The sequence below is a fragment of the Shewanella sp. MEBiC00475 genome (assembly GCF_005234075.1).
In the GTDB taxonomy this organism is placed as follows: domain Bacteria; phylum Pseudomonadota; class Gammaproteobacteria; order Enterobacterales; family Shewanellaceae; genus Shewanella; species Shewanella polaris.
The window spans coordinates 3,965,171-3,980,761 of record NZ_CP039928.1 but is presented as its reverse complement, the minus strand read 5'-3'; the positions used below and the strand labels follow the sequence as shown (position 1 = coordinate 3,980,761).

The following is a 15,591-nucleotide window of genomic DNA, read 5'->3' as shown; positions in this document are numbered from 1 at the left end:
ACTAGTATCCTTCTAAAAATTCAAATTCATCTAAACTTTTCTGTTCCGGAATACTATCAAATTCACCCTGTAAAGAGATAGTAATGGTGTTATCACTGGGTAAATGGAACATTTTGACTTGTTGATTATCTGTCAATTTTAATTGTGGATGCCATACAACAATCTTGAAGTCATCGGCTGGTAAATCTGCAAATGTCACCTGCCCTTGTGGATTGGTCACTGCATAAAAAGGGGTGTCGACAACCAACAAATGGCCCGACATCCAATCATGAATATTACACCCCATCGACACATGTCCTGTTTGCTCGAATCTCAGAACTTGTTGTTCTTGATTATGACGTAATTTAAATGCAAAACGTTTCGGACCAAGTGCCGAATAAATATGATGAGTAATATCGTCTTCATTGACAAAAGCCACATCCTTATCTTTTTGCACAATAGTAATATAGGGGGAAAACTGTTTATCTTTTTGATGAACTTCAGCTTTTTTAGGTAATGTGCTGGCAACTATATGGGCTGGATTGCTTGGCAGTAGGTACACCACCATGTTTTCTGCTGGTAGTCCTTGGGTATTTAACACCATTATATTTTGCGAAGCCGCTATCGCAGCACTGGTACTAAATATTAAACTGGTTAAAGTCAGCACGATTACGCGCGTTGAGGTAATGATCATTGATACTCCTAAATGACGTTTGCCTGATCATACAATAAAGCACCGAAACAAGTTTACCATGAAGGTATCCAAGCGGTTGTTATTCATCGGTATCTAATCATGCTGTTATAAAAATAAACGTTGTTAAGCGAGTGGATTAAATTAAATGCGGTTAACTTAATTCAGCCTAACAACTTATTAACAGACCAGCTACCTTAGTACTTTATTTCAAGCTAATCAAAAAAATATCAATAATCCTCTATGATAAGGTAAGACAGACTAAACTAAATTTTATATTGACTTAAAATTACCCCTAAACCTTTAGAAGATTTATTCAAATCTTGAGCTAATATACCAGCTTGCTTGGAAGTACTACGAATAGTATCCGATTGCTGACGAATTTGATTAAGTTGCATGGCAATATCACCGGCAGACACACTCTGTTGTTCTGCTGAAGCAGCTATTTGGCTACTCATATCAAACACCGCATTAATAGACTCAGCCATATGAGTAATATCATCACCGACAGCTTTAATACTCGCACTACCTTGATCGGCTTCTGTCACAATTACAGTGGTAATAGTGGTGAGTTTTTTAGAACCTTGTTGTAATCCTTCAATCATTTTTTGAATTTCTACGGTTGCTTTTTGTGTCCGCCCAGCAAGAGTACGTACTTCATCCGCCACGATGGCAAAACCACGACCTTGCTCCCCAGCACGAGCAGCTTCAATAGCAGCATTTAATGCTAATAAATTTGTTTGCTCAGAAATACTATCAATGGTGGTAACGGCATCATTAATTTGGGTAGCATCGCGGGAGAGTTGCTCTACAGATGAAAATGCTTCAGCTATACATTCAGATAAATAACTAATACGTTTAACCGCATCATTAATCTTACTTTGGCTTTCACCTATGTGTGTAGCATTTTGCTTAGTATTTAATGAGGCATCACTTGCATGATGTGACACATCGGCAATGGCCGCCGTCATTTGATCCATGGCGTGTGCCACCGAATCTAAGAAATGGTGTTGTTGGTCAATTAGCTCGTCATTGGTACTGGCTTGATGATTAAACTCGTTAGCGGCAACAGCCAAGGTTTCAGCATTACTGCGGATAGCACCAACCATTTCACTCATGTTATCTGCGCTGCGATCAATTTCATTAGCAATTAAACTGAAATCATCAGAACCAAAAAAGTTTAACCTAACGGTTAAGTCACCATCAGCTAAACGTTTAATTGCTTGGTAAATATCCCATAAGCCTCCCCCTAATGAGGTGGAAATCCAATAGCTCAGTTGAAATAACGGCAATAAACCAACCAAAGCCAAAATCAACATTAAATTCGTTTGGCTTAGCGGCTCTTGTTCCCATTGCTGAACATTTTGACTTTTAGTTAAATACTTATCGCCAACGCTTGCGGACGTCGTTACCACATCACCACTTCGGACCGTGTTATCACGACTCGATAACTGCAATTGGTTATCTTGTGCAAATTGTTTAAGGGCATCATTATGTAAATCTTGGTTATTGGCAACCGAGGCGAAACTGTCAACACTTGCTTGAGCACGTTGTAACGATGTTTGCTCAATTAATTCTTGAGTTTGTTGGTAATTAATTAATGCAATAACACTGGTGATCAATGCAACAAGTGAACACACCACCCAAAATTTTCCATTGAGGCTTAATTTAATCAAAATAGCATCAATTTTTCTAAACTGGATTTGCTTCATATAAGCTTCCTAAGGCAACTTGCCATTATCTCAAAAGTGACAACAAAACTACATAAACGGACAGCACCCGTACAAACGTCAATCAATATTATAGAAGATCCAGGTTATTCAAATTCATTTGCCATCTTATAGCCGTATTTTTTAAAATGTTAACCTTGAGGCAATAACAATGCCTAAGTACGAATATACTTAGGCATTAGGCTTAATAGTTATCGACTTAAATGAGTAAGACTTAAGTGTTACAGCTCACGTAAATGGCTAAACGGATAAATATTTATTGAGCGGTAAATCGCGATATCTTGCACCGGTCGCTGCAAAAATTGCATTCGTTAAACTTGGCGCTACAGGTGGCACGCCAGGTTCACCAACACCCGCTGGTTTTGCGGTAGACTCGATAACATACGTTTCAATATCTGGGCTTTGTGGCATACGTAATAACGGATAATCATGAAAGTTTGATTGTTCAACCTTACCCTCTTTAAAGCTAATTTCGCCCATCATAGCGAGGCTTAAACCAAAAATAATCGCGCCCTCTAATTGAGATTTAACCCGATCAGGATTAATCACAGTACCAGCGTCCATCACTGCTATTGATTTAATCACCTTAAGCTGCTTATCGACAACTTCAACCAAGGTAGCAACAGCAACATAACTCACAAAGCTGCGATGAATAGCCATACCCCAGCCTTGGTTTTTAGCCGCTTTAGGCGCATTAGCTAACGCAGTTTCAAGTGTATCTAATACCTTAAGGTATCGACCCACATCCACGGGATGATCGGCGGACTCCTCACCATAGTTACCGTATTTAAAAGCTTGGTTTTCAAATGTTTCTATCCGTGGTTTACCCAAAAGATCACGCCACATTTGTATACAAGGCTTATTACCTTTAACGGCTAACTCATCAACAAAACTTCCCATACCAAAAGCGTGTTGAATGTTACACACAGAGCGCATCCAACCGATACGAGTATGCGCCTCTGCCTTTACCGCTTCCAACTGAACATGTCCCAGCGCTAATGGCACATCACTAAAACCTAAATCTAACTCACCAGCCGACGGATATTCTACGCCCTCAGCAAATGTTGAACTAATAGATGGAAAACCTGTCCGCGCTAACAATGCGATTGGCATATTGTTGTTATCAAGTTTTGCCTGATACATTTGCGCACTAATCGCATGGTAATAGCTATTTTGAATTTCATCTTCGCGGCTCCAACACACCTTAATAGGCTTGTTTAACTTTTGCGATAAAATAGCTGCTTCTACGCTAAAATCAGGTTTGGATTTACGTCCAAAACCGCCGCCCAATAAGGTCACATTAACCGTAACCTGCTCTTCTTTAAGCCCTAATGCTCCAGCTACATTCTGTTGAGTACTTTGCGGCGTTTGGCTCGACGCCCATAATTCGCAGCCATCGGCCGTCACATTTGCAGTTGCAACGGGTGGCTCCATCATGGCGTGGGTTAAGTAAGGGACTGTGTACACTGCATTAACGGTTTGCTCTGCAGGCCACTCAGTGATCGAATCACCGAGTTTGCGTATCACTTTCCCCGGCTGGTTAACTCGCTCAACCAAGCCTTGTAAATATAACTCTGAATCATGACCATCATTAATCGACTTAGACCAGGTAATCGTTAATGCTTTGCGCGCTTCAATCGCACTCCAACTGTTGGTAGCGATTACAGCTACGCCGCCCAAAGGTTGAAACAACGGTGCACCTTGTGGTGCTGGCAAGGTAATGATATCAACCACGCCGGCAATACTGCGGGCTTTGGTGTCATCAATACTTACCACATCACTGCCTAATACTGGTGGGCGAGTAATACTAGCGTACAACATGCCATCTAGCTTAATGTCATATCCATATATCGCTTTACCCGTTAGCATCGCATCCATATCGACAATAGTGTGTGACTTGCCAATATGAGTAAAATCACTAGCATTTTTTAACACCACTGAGTCTAATTCTGGCATTGGCAATGTCGACGCTACCAGTGCTAAATCGCCATAAGCAAGGCTTCTGTTACTGCCTTTGTGATGCACTTTATGAGCTTTGGCATATACCTCCGCAGCAGGCACTTTCCATTGTTGTGCCGCCGCTTGTTCTAACATAGTACGAGCGGTGGCACCCATTTGACGCATGCGATGGTAATGCTTACGGATACTGCGGCTACCATCAGTATTTTGGCTGCCATAACGCTTATCTGCTAGGCCTTGCACCACCACAACCTTATCCCAATCAGCTTCTAATTCATCAGCTAAAATTTGCGGGATACCGGTTCGAATACCTTGACCCATTTCAGAGCGATGACAGGTTAAATAGACTTTGTTGTCTTCACCAATAGCAACAAATAGATTCATTAAGGCTTGTTTGTCTTGTGCCAGCGCCATTGGGCTCCATGCTAAACTGGATGTGCCGAGGGCCAATCCGCCGCCAACAGCGCCAAATAGTTTAAGTACATGACGGCGACTGATATTTTCAACTGCAGTAAATGTAGTCATGGTTATGCCTCCGAAGCCGATTTTATCGCCGCTTTAATACGTGGGTAAGTACCACAGCGGCAAATATTGCCCGACATTGCATCGTCAATTTGTGCCTCAGAAGGTTTAGCTGTGGTTTTTAATAATGCAGCCGCAGACATCAATTGCCCCGCTTGACAATAACCGCATTGAGGCACATTGTGTTCCAGCCAAGCTTGCTTTAACTGTTCGGCCTCAAGGCCTTCAATGGTGGTAACTTGCTTGCCTTGCACTTGCTTTAAGCTGGTTAAACAACCGCGCATCGGACTGCCATCAACATGAATCGTACACGCGCCACATAAACCTGCACCACATCCAAATTTAGTGCCCGTTAAACCAAGTATGTCACGCAAAGCCCATAGCACAGGCATATTAGGATCGGCATCAAGGGTAAAATCCTTACCATTGACCATTAATTTTTGTGTTGAGGTTGTCATAATCATTCCTTAATTGGGCCGAAACTTAACTCACTTGATCTAACCAACGCGTTAAATCAGCTGGGGTATCAATATCAAATTGGGCTTGTTCCATAGTCAATATGTTCAAACTGTTATTTTTTTCATGGTGTTTTAATATACTTTTAGCGCCTTTATCACCTTCAATAGACATTAACGCGGCAAAATCCTCTGCTAAAAATATAGCGGGTACACCAACATTTTCCCGATAAAAAGCACAACTACTTAGACCATTTTGGTAATAAGCATCAACAAGCCGAGTATAATCTTGAGCGGTTATCGCCACTTGGTCGGCCAACACCAGCAATAAAGCCTCTGCATGATGATCAATAGCATATTGAGCAGCCTGTTTAACAGAGCTGGATAATCCTTGTTGCCAATCATGATTGATAATTCGATGTGATGTCGAAGTTATTGCCATAATCTCGTCATTAAGGTGTGCACCCAACACCACCGCAGGTGTTTGAATACCTGCTGCGGTTGTCACTTGATTTAGGGTTGTAATGCTATGGGCCAGCAAGCTTTGATCGCCCTGCACTTTGGCCGTTATTTTACGGCCATTAAATCGGCTGCTAGCCCCCGCAGCTAAAATCACGGTAACGATATTAGGTTTCATTATGCCCATCATTACAGCATCACACTATCAAGACTAGTGAGCTGACTGCCATATAGCACCCCGTGACACTGAGATAAAACACTTAATGCTATTGAACCAGGAAGCTCACCGCCTAATGCAAGCCCTGCAGGAGCGGAGAAATAACCACTAAAATCATCCAAACTAAGATCAGCCATTGCTAATACTTTATCGCGGCGGTGCACTGGCCCAAGCAACGAGATATAGGCTAAAGGTTGTGTCTGCAATACTTTAAGGGTCTTGGCATCAATTTGCAGATTGTGACTCATCAAAAAAGCAGCATCTAAATCACTGAGTAAGTGATTAGTTACATTGGCAGTCGGTTGTTTGATAATTTGGCAACCCGGAAAATCATAGCTACGCGCATAAGCGGTGCGCTCGTCAAACACCGAGACTTTCCAGCCCATGGTTTGCGCCATTAGTGCGACAGGTTGCGCGTCTAAACCACCACCGAAAATACCAATATGCACCGGAGGACGCAAAGGGATCTGCAGTAAGGTTTTACCCTGCTCTGTCACTTTAATGGTTTTAGTATTGAGGGTTATTGGTGTGGCCGAATCATTTGGATGCTCAATAAATAAGCCCGATATCTTATTGCTCGATACACCGTCATCGACAATATCCAACTGATAAATCCCGCTGTCTCCCCGCATTAATGCATCGTGTACGTGCAGTAAGCCCAAGTAATTATTAGCTTTATTTACCGACACCATCATAATATTGACAATACCACCACAACCAAGTTGATAACTGGTATCAGACTCGTCGGTCGCATCGTAGGTTAATTGAATAACCTGTTGGGTTTGAATCGCTCGCTGGGCATGACGACGAAGATCAGCTTCAAGGCAACCTCCGCTTAGCATGCCTAAACTTTTCCCCATCGGATGAAATAACATGATAGCGCCGGGCTTGCGATAAGAAGACCCTTGCACTTGAGTTAACACTGCTACAACCCAGTCTTCTTGATAAGAAGGTAACCAGGCATCGAGTAAATCAACAAGGTGTTGAACCATGAGAACTGTCCATCATAATAAACGCAGACTATTAAGCTAACAGACTGGCTTTACAATGCAAAGAATCAATCATTCATGGTATTAAAAATAACCTCAATGATCTGATTTTATAACAAATTATTAATCAAATAACTGATCAGCAACAAAGGGGTTGTTTCGGCGTTCATCTGCAAACGTCGACATAGGCCCATGACCGGGAATAAAATTGACATTTTGCCCTAATGGCCACAATTTAGTGGTAATAGAGTGAAGTAAATCTTGATGATTAGATTGTGGGAAATCGGTGCGACCAATTGAGCCCCTAAAAAGCACATCTCCCACCCAAGCTAAACTATCCTTTTTATCATAAAAAACGATGTGACCAGGGGTATGTCCTGGGCAATGAAGCACCTGCAAATGTTGCTCACCTACATTCACTTCGTCACCATCATTCAGGTATTGGTTTGGTTCAAAGGCTTCTACACGCGGAAAACCGAAGTTTTGACTTTGTTTGACTAAATTATCTAACCAAAATTTATCAGCAATGTGCGGACCAATAATCGGGACAGCTAATTGTTTCGATAACGCCGCAGCGGCACCGACATGATCAATATGACCATGGGTTAATAGTATTTTTTCAACATGTAAGCCTAGCTTAGTCACCTCAGCTAAAATCCGATCAATGTTACCACCGGGATCAACAACCGCAGCCTTTAAGGTCTTCTCACACCAAATGACACTACAATTTTGCTGAAAAGGCGTTACGGGGATGATTTGATACTTCATCGACAACCTCGTTCTTTAAAAAACACTTGCTGATTATCCGTTAATTCTACTTAGGCAGATGTGATCTAGATAGCTCTTTAAAGTGATTTACGTCTAGTGACTGATTGTAAATCATTAACGGGCTAATTAAATAACCTTGTTCGCGCTCGTACATGCGTTCATATATCATATCCACAAGATAAATTTAGTAACATCATTAATAACGACGGAATAGCCATTATATGCAGATTGATCTCACCTTAGCAGACATCGTTGCCCGTAAACATTTTTTCTCTGTGCCGCTTGATTACCAACAAAACCTAAGTAAGCAAATAACCGTTTTCGCCCGTGAAATATCCAGCATAGAAAACCAACATAAAAAGCTACCATACTTAGTGTTTTTTCAAGGCGGACCAGGCTTTGGAGCCGTAAGGCCGATTAGCAATAGTGGTTGGATAAAAAGAGCACTAAAAGAATATCGGGTATTACTGCTTGATCAACGCGGCACTGGATTATCAAGCCCAGTCAATGCCACCAGCTTAAGTGACATGAGCGCCACTGATCAAGCGGACTATCTAAGCTTTTTTCGTGCCGATAATATTATTCGCGATGCAGAGTATATTCGCGCAAAATTGTCACCAGACGAACCCTGGACCATTTTAGGCCAAAGCTTTGGTGGATTTTGTGTATTGCATTATTTATCTGCCGCGCCAGAAGGTTTGAAAGAAGCCTATATTACTGGTGGTATTCCGTCACTAACCCGCACTGCAGATGAAGTTTACCAAGCGACATATCAACGCGTTATCGCTAAAAACAAAGACTTTTTTAATCGTTTTAGTGACGCGAGATTACTGGTTGATAACTTAGCCAAGTACCTTTATGGAAACAAAGTTTACTTAGCAACAGGTGAACAACTGACAGTAGAAATGCTGCAGTTATTAGGCGTTAATATCGGCATGGAACAAGGACCTGAAGCGGTATATTACTTGCTTGAACAAGCCTTAATAGAAACGGCTCACGGTGTAGATTTAAACCCGTTATTTGCACATCAATTCAGTCAATTACTTAGTTACAATACCAATCCAATTTTTGCCTTAATGCATGAGTCGATTTACTGTCAACATAATGCGTCATCGTGGGCTGCTCATCGAGTACGATCGCAGTTTGAGCAATTTAATTACCATCCAGATAAACCTTTGTTGTTTACTGGTGAAATGGTTTATCCATGGATGTTTGCCCAGTTTGAAGCATTAATTCCTTTGCAGCCTGCTGCAGAGTTAATCGCCACAAAGAAAGACTGGCCAGCATTATATGACCTTGAAAAATTGGCTAATAATAAAGTCCCTGTGGCGGCAGCCATTTATAGCAACGACATGTTTGTGGAAATGCAATACAGCTTAGAAACCACCCAACAAGTCGGACAGCTACAATATTGGCTCACCTCAGAATATGAACATAATGGTATCCGTATGGATGGCGAGCGCATTTTAGATAAACTGATAAGCCTTAACCGAGGTCATTGCTTACGTTAGAAGAATTTACGCTAAAAGTATTGATGATAAAAATAGTTAAGTTAAAAGAGTAAGATAAAAAACGGCTTAAACGTTAAACGTTTAAGCCGTTTTTATAGCCTGTAAATAATTTTATATTGCTGCAAGCCAAAATCAATTAATTACAATATTTGAATAACCTGTTCTTTCGCTAAACGCGACTTAGGTAACCCAGCGTTATAATCTTCTTCCGAACTGTGATAACCCAACACGAGTGCCACGTCACAAATATAACCGCCCAATTCTTTTTCAAAAACTTGACCTATCAATTCGCTATCAACCCCTTCCATCGGTGTTGAATCGATACCTAAGCGTGCAACAGCATGCATAGTGTTACCCAAGGCTAAATAGGTTTGTGATTTAGTCCAAGCACCATTGTTGCCCGCTTCGTCGGTATTTAAATCTACAAATGCATATGCCCCAAACGCAGCTTCACGATCAGCAGGCTTAGTACGACCGTCTGCAATACCTTTATCAACAACCTTGGCATAATCTTCACGGGTATACTTAGGATTATAAGCAAACAATATGATATGAGATGCCGCTTTAATATGCGGTTGGTTGAACTGAAACTTGTTGGCAAATGTGTCAGACATACGTTGCTTAGCAGCATCACTTTCAATCACGATAAATTTCCATGGTTGAGAGTTAATCGATGAAGGTGACAGTCTCATTGCTTCATAAATCACGGCTAAATCTTGTTTTGGAACGCGCTTGGTCGGATCATAGCGTTTGGTTGTGTAACGTTTTTCTAAATCAGCAATAATGGCATTGGTCATGTGGTGCTCCATCTTTATTTTAACGATCATTAAAAGGACTGGCAGTTAACGATATCAAATAATAATATTATCGATTAGCTTGCCCTGTTAATCACGACAAAGAGTCGTGAACAACAAACGAGGAAAAGCATAAAACTAAAAACAAATTAACAATAAATACAATTGGTTAACAAGATAACTAAATCAATACATCGTCACCCTGTTGTTGTGCTTAAAAAGGTTTTTTCAAGGTTTGCATTCAATTAAAAGCTATTTAGCGCCATTTAATTGAGCACCCCATACTGGCTGTTTGTTGCTTAGGGCCTTTACCAATCCCAGCGATCATTTGCATGGCATTCAAAAGCTCTGGTTCTCGATTTGGATCATCGTGCAAACGTGCATCATCTAAACGGCCACGATATTGCAATTCACCAAGGTGATTAAACCCAAAAAAGTCAGGGGTACATACTGCGCCATACTGTTTGCCTACTTGCTGGTCTTCATCAACTAAATACGGAAACTCAAACCCATGCAACTCAGCAAAGCGCAACATGTTCTGCGGCGAATCCGCTTCAACATTTTCATAGTCGTTAGACATTATTGCCAATACATTAATGCCTTCGGCCATTAATTGTTTTGTATCCTCGGCTAAGCGAGTCGCAATGGCTTTAACATAGGGACAATGATTACAAATAAACATAATTAACAAGCCCTTTTTACCCAAATTTTCACTCATGGTAAAAGCGTCACCATTAGGCGTGTTAAGTGTGAAATCAGGTGCTTTCCAGCCAAAATCACAAATAGGCGTATCGAGTAACATAGGTCATATCCTTTACAGTTAGCATGAGTAACTTGGTAAGTCTGTCACTACATTAATTTGGTTATCATATCCGATAATTTAATTGCCATATACGGCGTAATAATTGAAAGATTATCAATTATTATTGGAAAATTATCTGAAATAAAAACAGCCGACTAATGCCAGCTGTTTAAAGAGTTTTGCCAGTTAAGTATTAGGCATTTGTGACCACAGTACGATAACCGCCTTGATGTTCATCGGCGACAAACTCAATAAAGTGTTGAATACTATCAAGGCTATCTTCTTGATAATGTGACACATATAGCAATTGAGTTAAGTGTTCTTTTGCAATAAGTTCAAGGGCATTCTTGATCAATCTACGCCCTAGATAGTCTAAACCTTGATAAGGTTCATCGAGGATAAGTAAGGTTGGCTGTTTAACAATGGCTCTGGCGATTAATAATAATCGCTGTTGACCGTATTCTAGTTGTCGAAATGACGATTTACTCAAATGACTCATGTGTAAAATCGCTAGCCACTCCGTTGCAATAGCGACTTGTTGTTTCGACGGTTGCTGATACAAGCCAATAGAGTCATAAAAGCCCGATACAATCACATCAAGCGCACTACAATTAACCCTATACTGTAAATGCAACGCAGATGACACCATGCCGATGTGCTTTTTTATCTCCCAAATACTCTCACCAGAGCCTCTTTTTTTACCAAAAATATCAATATCGTTACTGTAGCATTGTGGATGATCGCCAAAAATAAGCCCAAGCAAAGTACTTTTACCGCAGCCATTAGGGCCTTTAACTTGCCAATGAACACCATTATTGATGCGCCAATTCACCCCAGAGAAAATGACTTTGTCACCGTAAGCGACTCGGCCATTGTTCAATTGAAAAACCGGATTTGCAAATGTTGGGGTGTGACGGTGACGACGAATAAGCGCCAGCATATCTTCACTTTGTTGGCCAGATTGCGCGGTTAATTGAGTGATAAGCGGATGGTTATCCCACTCAGACTTAGCCATTACACTGTCTAATTTACCATGGTTAAACAGGGCAACATGCTCTATCCAATCTGGCATATCTTGCTCACGAGAGACCACCACCAACATTTGCACAGTTTGCGATAACAGCTGTAAATATTGGCTTAACGCTTGCCTATGAGCCACATCTAGCCCGGCATAGGGTTCGTCGAGCACTAAAAATGGCACCTTTGTCGCCAGCGCACGGGCAAGCATCACGCGACGGCTTTCTCCGGTAGAAAGCTGAGTAAACTGGCTATCACTTAACCGAGTAAGATCCAATTGCGCCAATAATCGATGAGTCAGTGCGTCATCATTACATTGGGCAAATATTACGCCATAAACAGTGGTTTTAGGATCGATATAACCTAAAGATTCGCTGTCATCTTGTTCGAGAATATCTTCAAGTAATTGTTGCTGTTCATGCAGCGACACCAAGGCGACTTGCGAATGCTCAAGACCCGATAGTTGGCCGGAATATTCCCAGGTTTTATCTAGCGGTTGCTGAGTTAACAATTTACCCAGTAAGGCGCCTAAGTCACCTTCGGTACTAAACACTCCCCAAGATTGATGCGATTTAATTAGCCAATCTTCAATGTCCATCATGACACTAGATGAACGACATTGCAGTTGTGTAAACCGGATTTCCATTTTGGCGCTTACCCTTGTCTATTTGTACTCATTTATCACCAGATTGTCTCATAAGTAGGTTTATGAAATCGACAAAAAAGCAGACCATTTTTATGGTCTGCCTTTCAGTTAATCTTGTAAAACTCAGTTATCGCAAGCCTTAATCGATTATCGTCATTTCATTCAAGGTAAATTCAACGACTGCACCTTCTGTCGCGGCCACATAATCAGCTAAATGTTGATTATTCATATGAACCTGCCACAATTCACGACTCTGCCAGTTTTCATAAAACATAAAATGTGCGGGATTAGCATTATCTTGGTGTAAATCATAGCTAATACAACCCGTTTCGGCTCGAGTCACTTCAATTAACTTTAACAATTCAGCTTTAACTAAATCGACTTTGTCAGCTTTGGCTTTAATGTTGGCTACGATAGTTAACTTTGACATGTTATATTCCTTTTAATCATACAATCAGTGAATTACCCCGCGACTTCGCTTCGCTCTGATCACGGGGCTTCTGCAATTTAGCTTTTAACGGCTAAGTTGCTTCTTTTTTCTCAGTTCCCACACCAAACTTTGATAGCTCAAAGACTTTCGTTTTAGTAGATGATTTCTTCTGAGATTTGGGGATTACCCTAGTGACTCTCCCAGTCACCATTAAATCATTTTCGCCTGTGTTTTCGATAGACTTAGCAGCCGCTAAATCTCTGCACTGGACTAAACCACAGCTTTCGCAAGCAAATTCTCGCACGCTAAGTCCAAACTTGTGCGGGTGTTTGCATTCATAACAAATGCCTGACGATTTCACATAACGACCTATTTCATGGTAAATACCACCATTCAATTCAACTTTGTATTGAGTCTGCGAAGTGATCATACCCATCACATTATCGTTCACCATATGGCCGTTAAATTGCTGCATACCTTTCACGTTTAAATCCTCAAACACTATGATATCACTGGTCTTGGCTATCGAACATGATACTTCGTGAGCGAACGCTAGGCGTTGGCGTGAGATTTTTCCGTGAAGTGTATTTAAGCGTGATTTGGTTTTATACCAGCGACGAGAGCCTTTTTCCCTTCGGCTCAACTGGACTTGAATTTGCTTTAGCTTTGTTGATGAACGTTTAAGTGCTTTTGGGTTTTTAACGTACCAACCGTTCGAACCTACAACCGTATGCTGACTGTTAATGTCGTAGCCTACTATTGATGACAAGATCCGCTTCGCGGACTTGCATTCAACCTCTTGGGTAAGCGATACATTCCATTTACCATGTGATAGTTGGACAGTAACAGTCTTGATTTCACTGACTAATTTACGGTGTAAAACAATCGGTACTTTGCCAATTTTCGGAATGCTGACCGCCCCATTTTCGATGCGGATACAGTTCGAGTTATTCACACACCTAAAGCTGTCATTGTGCAGTTTTTTCTGTTTGAAACTGACTTTAAACGTCGGGAATTTTTGCAACCGACTCTTAGAAAAAGAGTTTTTTAAAGCCATATCCAGATCTCTTGCCACTTGCTGTGCAGCCGCAGAATCAAAAGATTTTAACCAAGAGAACTCTTCGAATACCTTTAACTCTTTAATTAATTTTGCCATTTCTGGATAGAACAAAAACGTTTTGTCGTACCTATAACGACGCAGATTTTCTGACAATAATAAGTTCCACAACCCACGAGCATACGAGCCAAACTCAATAAGTTTGGCTTCCTGCTCTGGCGTTGGTTTTATCCTAAAATTGTATCTGAGCGTCTTTTTCATATACTGTATAGACTACTGTACGACCTGATATTATCAAGTGGAATACCAAACTAATTCACAGTGCAAGCATCTCATTGTGCAGCACTTCCGTTGATATGAACCGTCAATATATTCAAGAGCGAGGTTAGTTTATCGATTCATCCCCGCGACTTTCGCTACGCTCGGATCAGGGGGTTTTCTCGACAGATTAGATAAAATAAACTGTTTATAAATATGGGATTAGAACAGACTTTATAAAAGACTAAAAGCCTTCTAGTACAATCTTACCAATAGAACGACCTGTTTCTAATGCTTTGTGAGCTGCACGCAAGTTAGCTGCGTTAATTGTGCCCATGTGCTGACCTAACGTTGTTTGAATATAACCTTGGTCTACAAGATCTGCCACACGGTTTAATAAACGACTTTGTTCATCCATATCTGCAGCATTAAACATTGAACGAGCAAACATAAACTCCCAATGTAATGACAAACTCTTTGGCTTCAATTTTGTGATATCAAGAGCTTCAGGATCGTCGATCATAGCAATTTTACCAAATGGTGCTAACAATTGAGTGTAACTTTCAAAATAACTATCGGTGCTGTTTAAGCTTGCAACGTGAGTAACTGGGCTAATGTTCAACGCTTCAATTTGCGCAGCAAGCGGTTTGGTGTGATCAACAACATAATCGGCACCCAACTTTTTAACCCATGCGCTTGAACTTTCACGTGACGCAGTGGCAATGATAGTTGCACCTGTAATAGCTTTAGCTAACTGAACAAAAATAGAGCCTACACCACCAGCAGCGCCAACAACTAAAATGACATCGTCTGATTTGTCAGTCGATGCAGGGCTTTGTTGTTCAATAGCTAAATGCTCAAACAACAGTTCCCATGCGGTAATGGCTGTTAAAGGCAGTGCCGCAGCTTCTGCATTTGGTAAGCTTTTTGGCTTAAAGCCAACTATACGTTCATCAACTAATTGGTATTCTGCATTGCAACCTTGACGAGTAATATCACCCGCATAGTAAACCACATCACCCGGCTTAAATTGGCTTGCTTTATCGCCAGTAGCAATCACTTCACCAACAGCATCCCAACCAATCACTTTTACAGCACCGTCTGTTGGCGGCATATATAAACGTACTTTGTAATCTGCAGGGTTAACCGAAATAGCATTCACCTTGATTAATAAGTCACGGCCTGTCGCAATAGGGTGTGGTAACTCAACATCAATTAACGATTCAGGGTGAGTAACGGGTAATGATTGTGTGTATCCAATGGCTTTCATAATGTTATTCCTGTTGTGTTAATCTGCAAACGGTGTT

Annotated in this window: 14 protein-coding genes; 1 reads left to right on the top strand and 13 read right to left on the bottom strand. The window is 41.1% G+C overall.

Annotated elements, in window-relative coordinates; all coding sequences use genetic code 11:
* Position 1: 1 nt before the first annotated feature.
* The 7 genes from FCN25_RS17650 to FCN25_RS17620 form a co-directional block, all read right to left on the bottom strand.
* Positions 2-673 (bottom strand): hypothetical protein, encoded by a 672-nt coding sequence (locus tag FCN25_RS17650; RefSeq protein WP_254693675.1) that lies wholly within the window; start codon positions 671-673, stop codon positions 2-4.
* Between the two features lie 263 nt (positions 674-936).
* On the bottom strand, positions 937-2,382 hold the full coding sequence (locus FCN25_RS17645) for a methyl-accepting chemotaxis protein (RefSeq protein WP_137226709.1): 1,446 nt from the start codon (positions 2,380-2,382) through the stop codon (positions 937-939).
* A 258-nt stretch (positions 2,383-2,640) separates the two neighbouring features.
* Positions 2,641-4,884, bottom strand: coding sequence for a xanthine dehydrogenase family protein molybdopterin-binding subunit (locus tag FCN25_RS17640; protein WP_137226708.1), 2,244 nt, complete (start codon positions 4,882-4,884; stop codon positions 2,641-2,643).
* 2 nt (positions 4,885-4,886) lie between these two features.
* Complete coding sequence (locus tag FCN25_RS17635; RefSeq protein WP_137226707.1) at positions 4,887-5,339, bottom strand: (2Fe-2S)-binding protein; 453 nt, start codon at positions 5,337-5,339, stop codon at positions 4,887-4,889.
* Positions 5,340-5,364: 25 nt separating this feature from the next.
* The gene (locus FCN25_RS17630) at positions 5,365-5,973 is read right to left on the bottom strand and encodes a nucleotidyltransferase family protein (protein WP_175405898.1); all 609 of its coding nucleotides are present in this window, start codon (positions 5,971-5,973) and stop codon (positions 5,365-5,367) included.
* An 11-nt stretch (positions 5,974-5,984) separates the two neighbouring features.
* The gene (locus tag FCN25_RS17625; RefSeq protein WP_137226705.1) at positions 5,985-7,004 is read right to left on the bottom strand and encodes an XdhC family protein; all 1,020 of its coding nucleotides are present in this window, start codon (positions 7,002-7,004) and stop codon (positions 5,985-5,987) included.
* 120 nt (positions 7,005-7,124) lie between these two features.
* A complete protein-coding gene (locus FCN25_RS17620) occupies positions 7,125-7,769 on the bottom strand; it encodes an MBL fold metallo-hydrolase (protein ID WP_137226704.1) in 645 nt (214 codons plus the stop codon).
* A gap of 221 nt (positions 7,770-7,990) precedes the next feature.
* Here FCN25_RS17620 and FCN25_RS17615 point away from each other — a divergent pair, with 221 nt between their 5' ends.
* Complete coding sequence (locus FCN25_RS17615) at positions 7,991-9,280, top strand: alpha/beta fold hydrolase (protein ID WP_137226703.1); 1,290 nt, start codon at positions 7,991-7,993, stop codon at positions 9,278-9,280.
* Positions 9,281-9,420: 140 nt separating this feature from the next.
* On the opposite strand, the gene FCN25_RS17610 is transcribed toward FCN25_RS17615, so the two are convergent.
* From FCN25_RS17610 to FCN25_RS17585, 6 genes are all read right to left on the bottom strand, one after another.
* The gene (locus FCN25_RS17610; protein WP_137226702.1) at positions 9,421-10,077 is read right to left on the bottom strand and encodes a nitroreductase family protein; all 657 of its coding nucleotides are present in this window, start codon (positions 10,075-10,077) and stop codon (positions 9,421-9,423) included.
* Positions 10,078-10,330: 253 nt separating this feature from the next.
* Positions 10,331-10,876 carry a thioredoxin family protein gene (locus tag FCN25_RS17605; RefSeq protein ID WP_137226701.1) on the bottom strand — a complete coding sequence of 182 codons (546 nt, stop codon included), beginning with the start codon at positions 10,874-10,876 and terminating at the stop codon, positions 10,331-10,333.
* Between the two features lie 193 nt (positions 10,877-11,069).
* The gene (locus FCN25_RS17600; RefSeq protein ID WP_137226700.1) at positions 11,070-12,539 is read right to left on the bottom strand and encodes an ATP-binding cassette domain-containing protein; all 1,470 of its coding nucleotides are present in this window, start codon (positions 12,537-12,539) and stop codon (positions 11,070-11,072) included.
* A 139-nt stretch (positions 12,540-12,678) separates the two neighbouring features.
* Complete coding sequence (locus FCN25_RS17595; protein ID WP_137226699.1) at positions 12,679-12,969, bottom strand: putative quinol monooxygenase; 291 nt, start codon at positions 12,967-12,969, stop codon at positions 12,679-12,681.
* 91 nt (positions 12,970-13,060) lie between these two features.
* Positions 13,061-14,287: an RNA-guided endonuclease TnpB family protein gene (locus FCN25_RS17590; protein WP_137226698.1), complete on the bottom strand. Its 1,227-nt coding sequence runs from the start codon at positions 14,285-14,287 to the stop codon at positions 13,061-13,063.
* 241 nt (positions 14,288-14,528) lie between these two features.
* Positions 14,529-15,554 carry a zinc-binding alcohol dehydrogenase family protein gene (locus FCN25_RS17585; protein ID WP_137226697.1) on the bottom strand — a complete coding sequence of 342 codons (1,026 nt, stop codon included), beginning with the start codon at positions 15,552-15,554 and terminating at the stop codon, positions 14,529-14,531.
* Positions 15,555-15,591 lie beyond the last annotated feature (37 nt).

Coding starts and splice junctions, on each gene's coding strand:
- FCN25_RS17625 (WP_137226705.1), bottom strand. CDS start 7,004: ATGGTTCAACACCTTGTTGATTTACTCGATGCCTGGTTACCTTCTTAT.
- FCN25_RS17600 (WP_137226700.1), bottom strand. CDS start 12,539: ATGGAAATCCGGTTTACACAACTGCAATGTCGTTCATCTAGTGTCATG.
- FCN25_RS17650 (WP_254693675.1), bottom strand. CDS start 673: ATGATCATTACCTCAACGCGCGTAATCGTGCTGACTTTAACCAGTTTA.
- FCN25_RS17610 (WP_137226702.1), bottom strand. CDS start 10,077: ATGACCAATGCCATTATTGCTGATTTAGAAAAACGTTACACAACCAAA.
- FCN25_RS17620 (WP_137226704.1), bottom strand. CDS start 7,769: ATGAAGTATCAAATCATCCCCGTAACGCCTTTTCAGCAAAATTGTAGT.
- FCN25_RS17590 (WP_137226698.1), bottom strand. CDS start 14,287: ATGAAAAAGACGCTCAGATACAATTTTAGGATAAAACCAACGCCAGAG.
- FCN25_RS17605 (WP_137226701.1), bottom strand. CDS start 10,876: ATGTTACTCGATACGCCTATTTGTGATTTTGGCTGGAAAGCACCTGAT.
- FCN25_RS17585 (WP_137226697.1), bottom strand. CDS start 15,554: ATGAAAGCCATTGGATACACACAATCATTACCCGTTACTCACCCTGAA.
- FCN25_RS17630 (WP_175405898.1), bottom strand. CDS start 5,973: ATGAAACCTAATATCGTTACCGTGATTTTAGCTGCGGGGGCTAGCAGC.
- FCN25_RS17635 (WP_137226707.1), bottom strand. CDS start 5,339: ATGACAACCTCAACACAAAAATTAATGGTCAATGGTAAGGATTTTACC.
- FCN25_RS17640 (WP_137226708.1), bottom strand. CDS start 4,884: ATGACTACATTTACTGCAGTTGAAAATATCAGTCGCCGTCATGTACTT.
- FCN25_RS17645 (WP_137226709.1), bottom strand. CDS start 2,382: ATGAAGCAAATCCAGTTTAGAAAAATTGATGCTATTTTGATTAAATTA.
- FCN25_RS17615 (WP_137226703.1), top strand. CDS start 7,991: ATGCAGATTGATCTCACCTTAGCAGACATCGTTGCCCGTAAACATTTT.
- FCN25_RS17595 (WP_137226699.1), bottom strand. CDS start 12,969: ATGTCAAAGTTAACTATCGTAGCCAACATTAAAGCCAAAGCTGACAAA.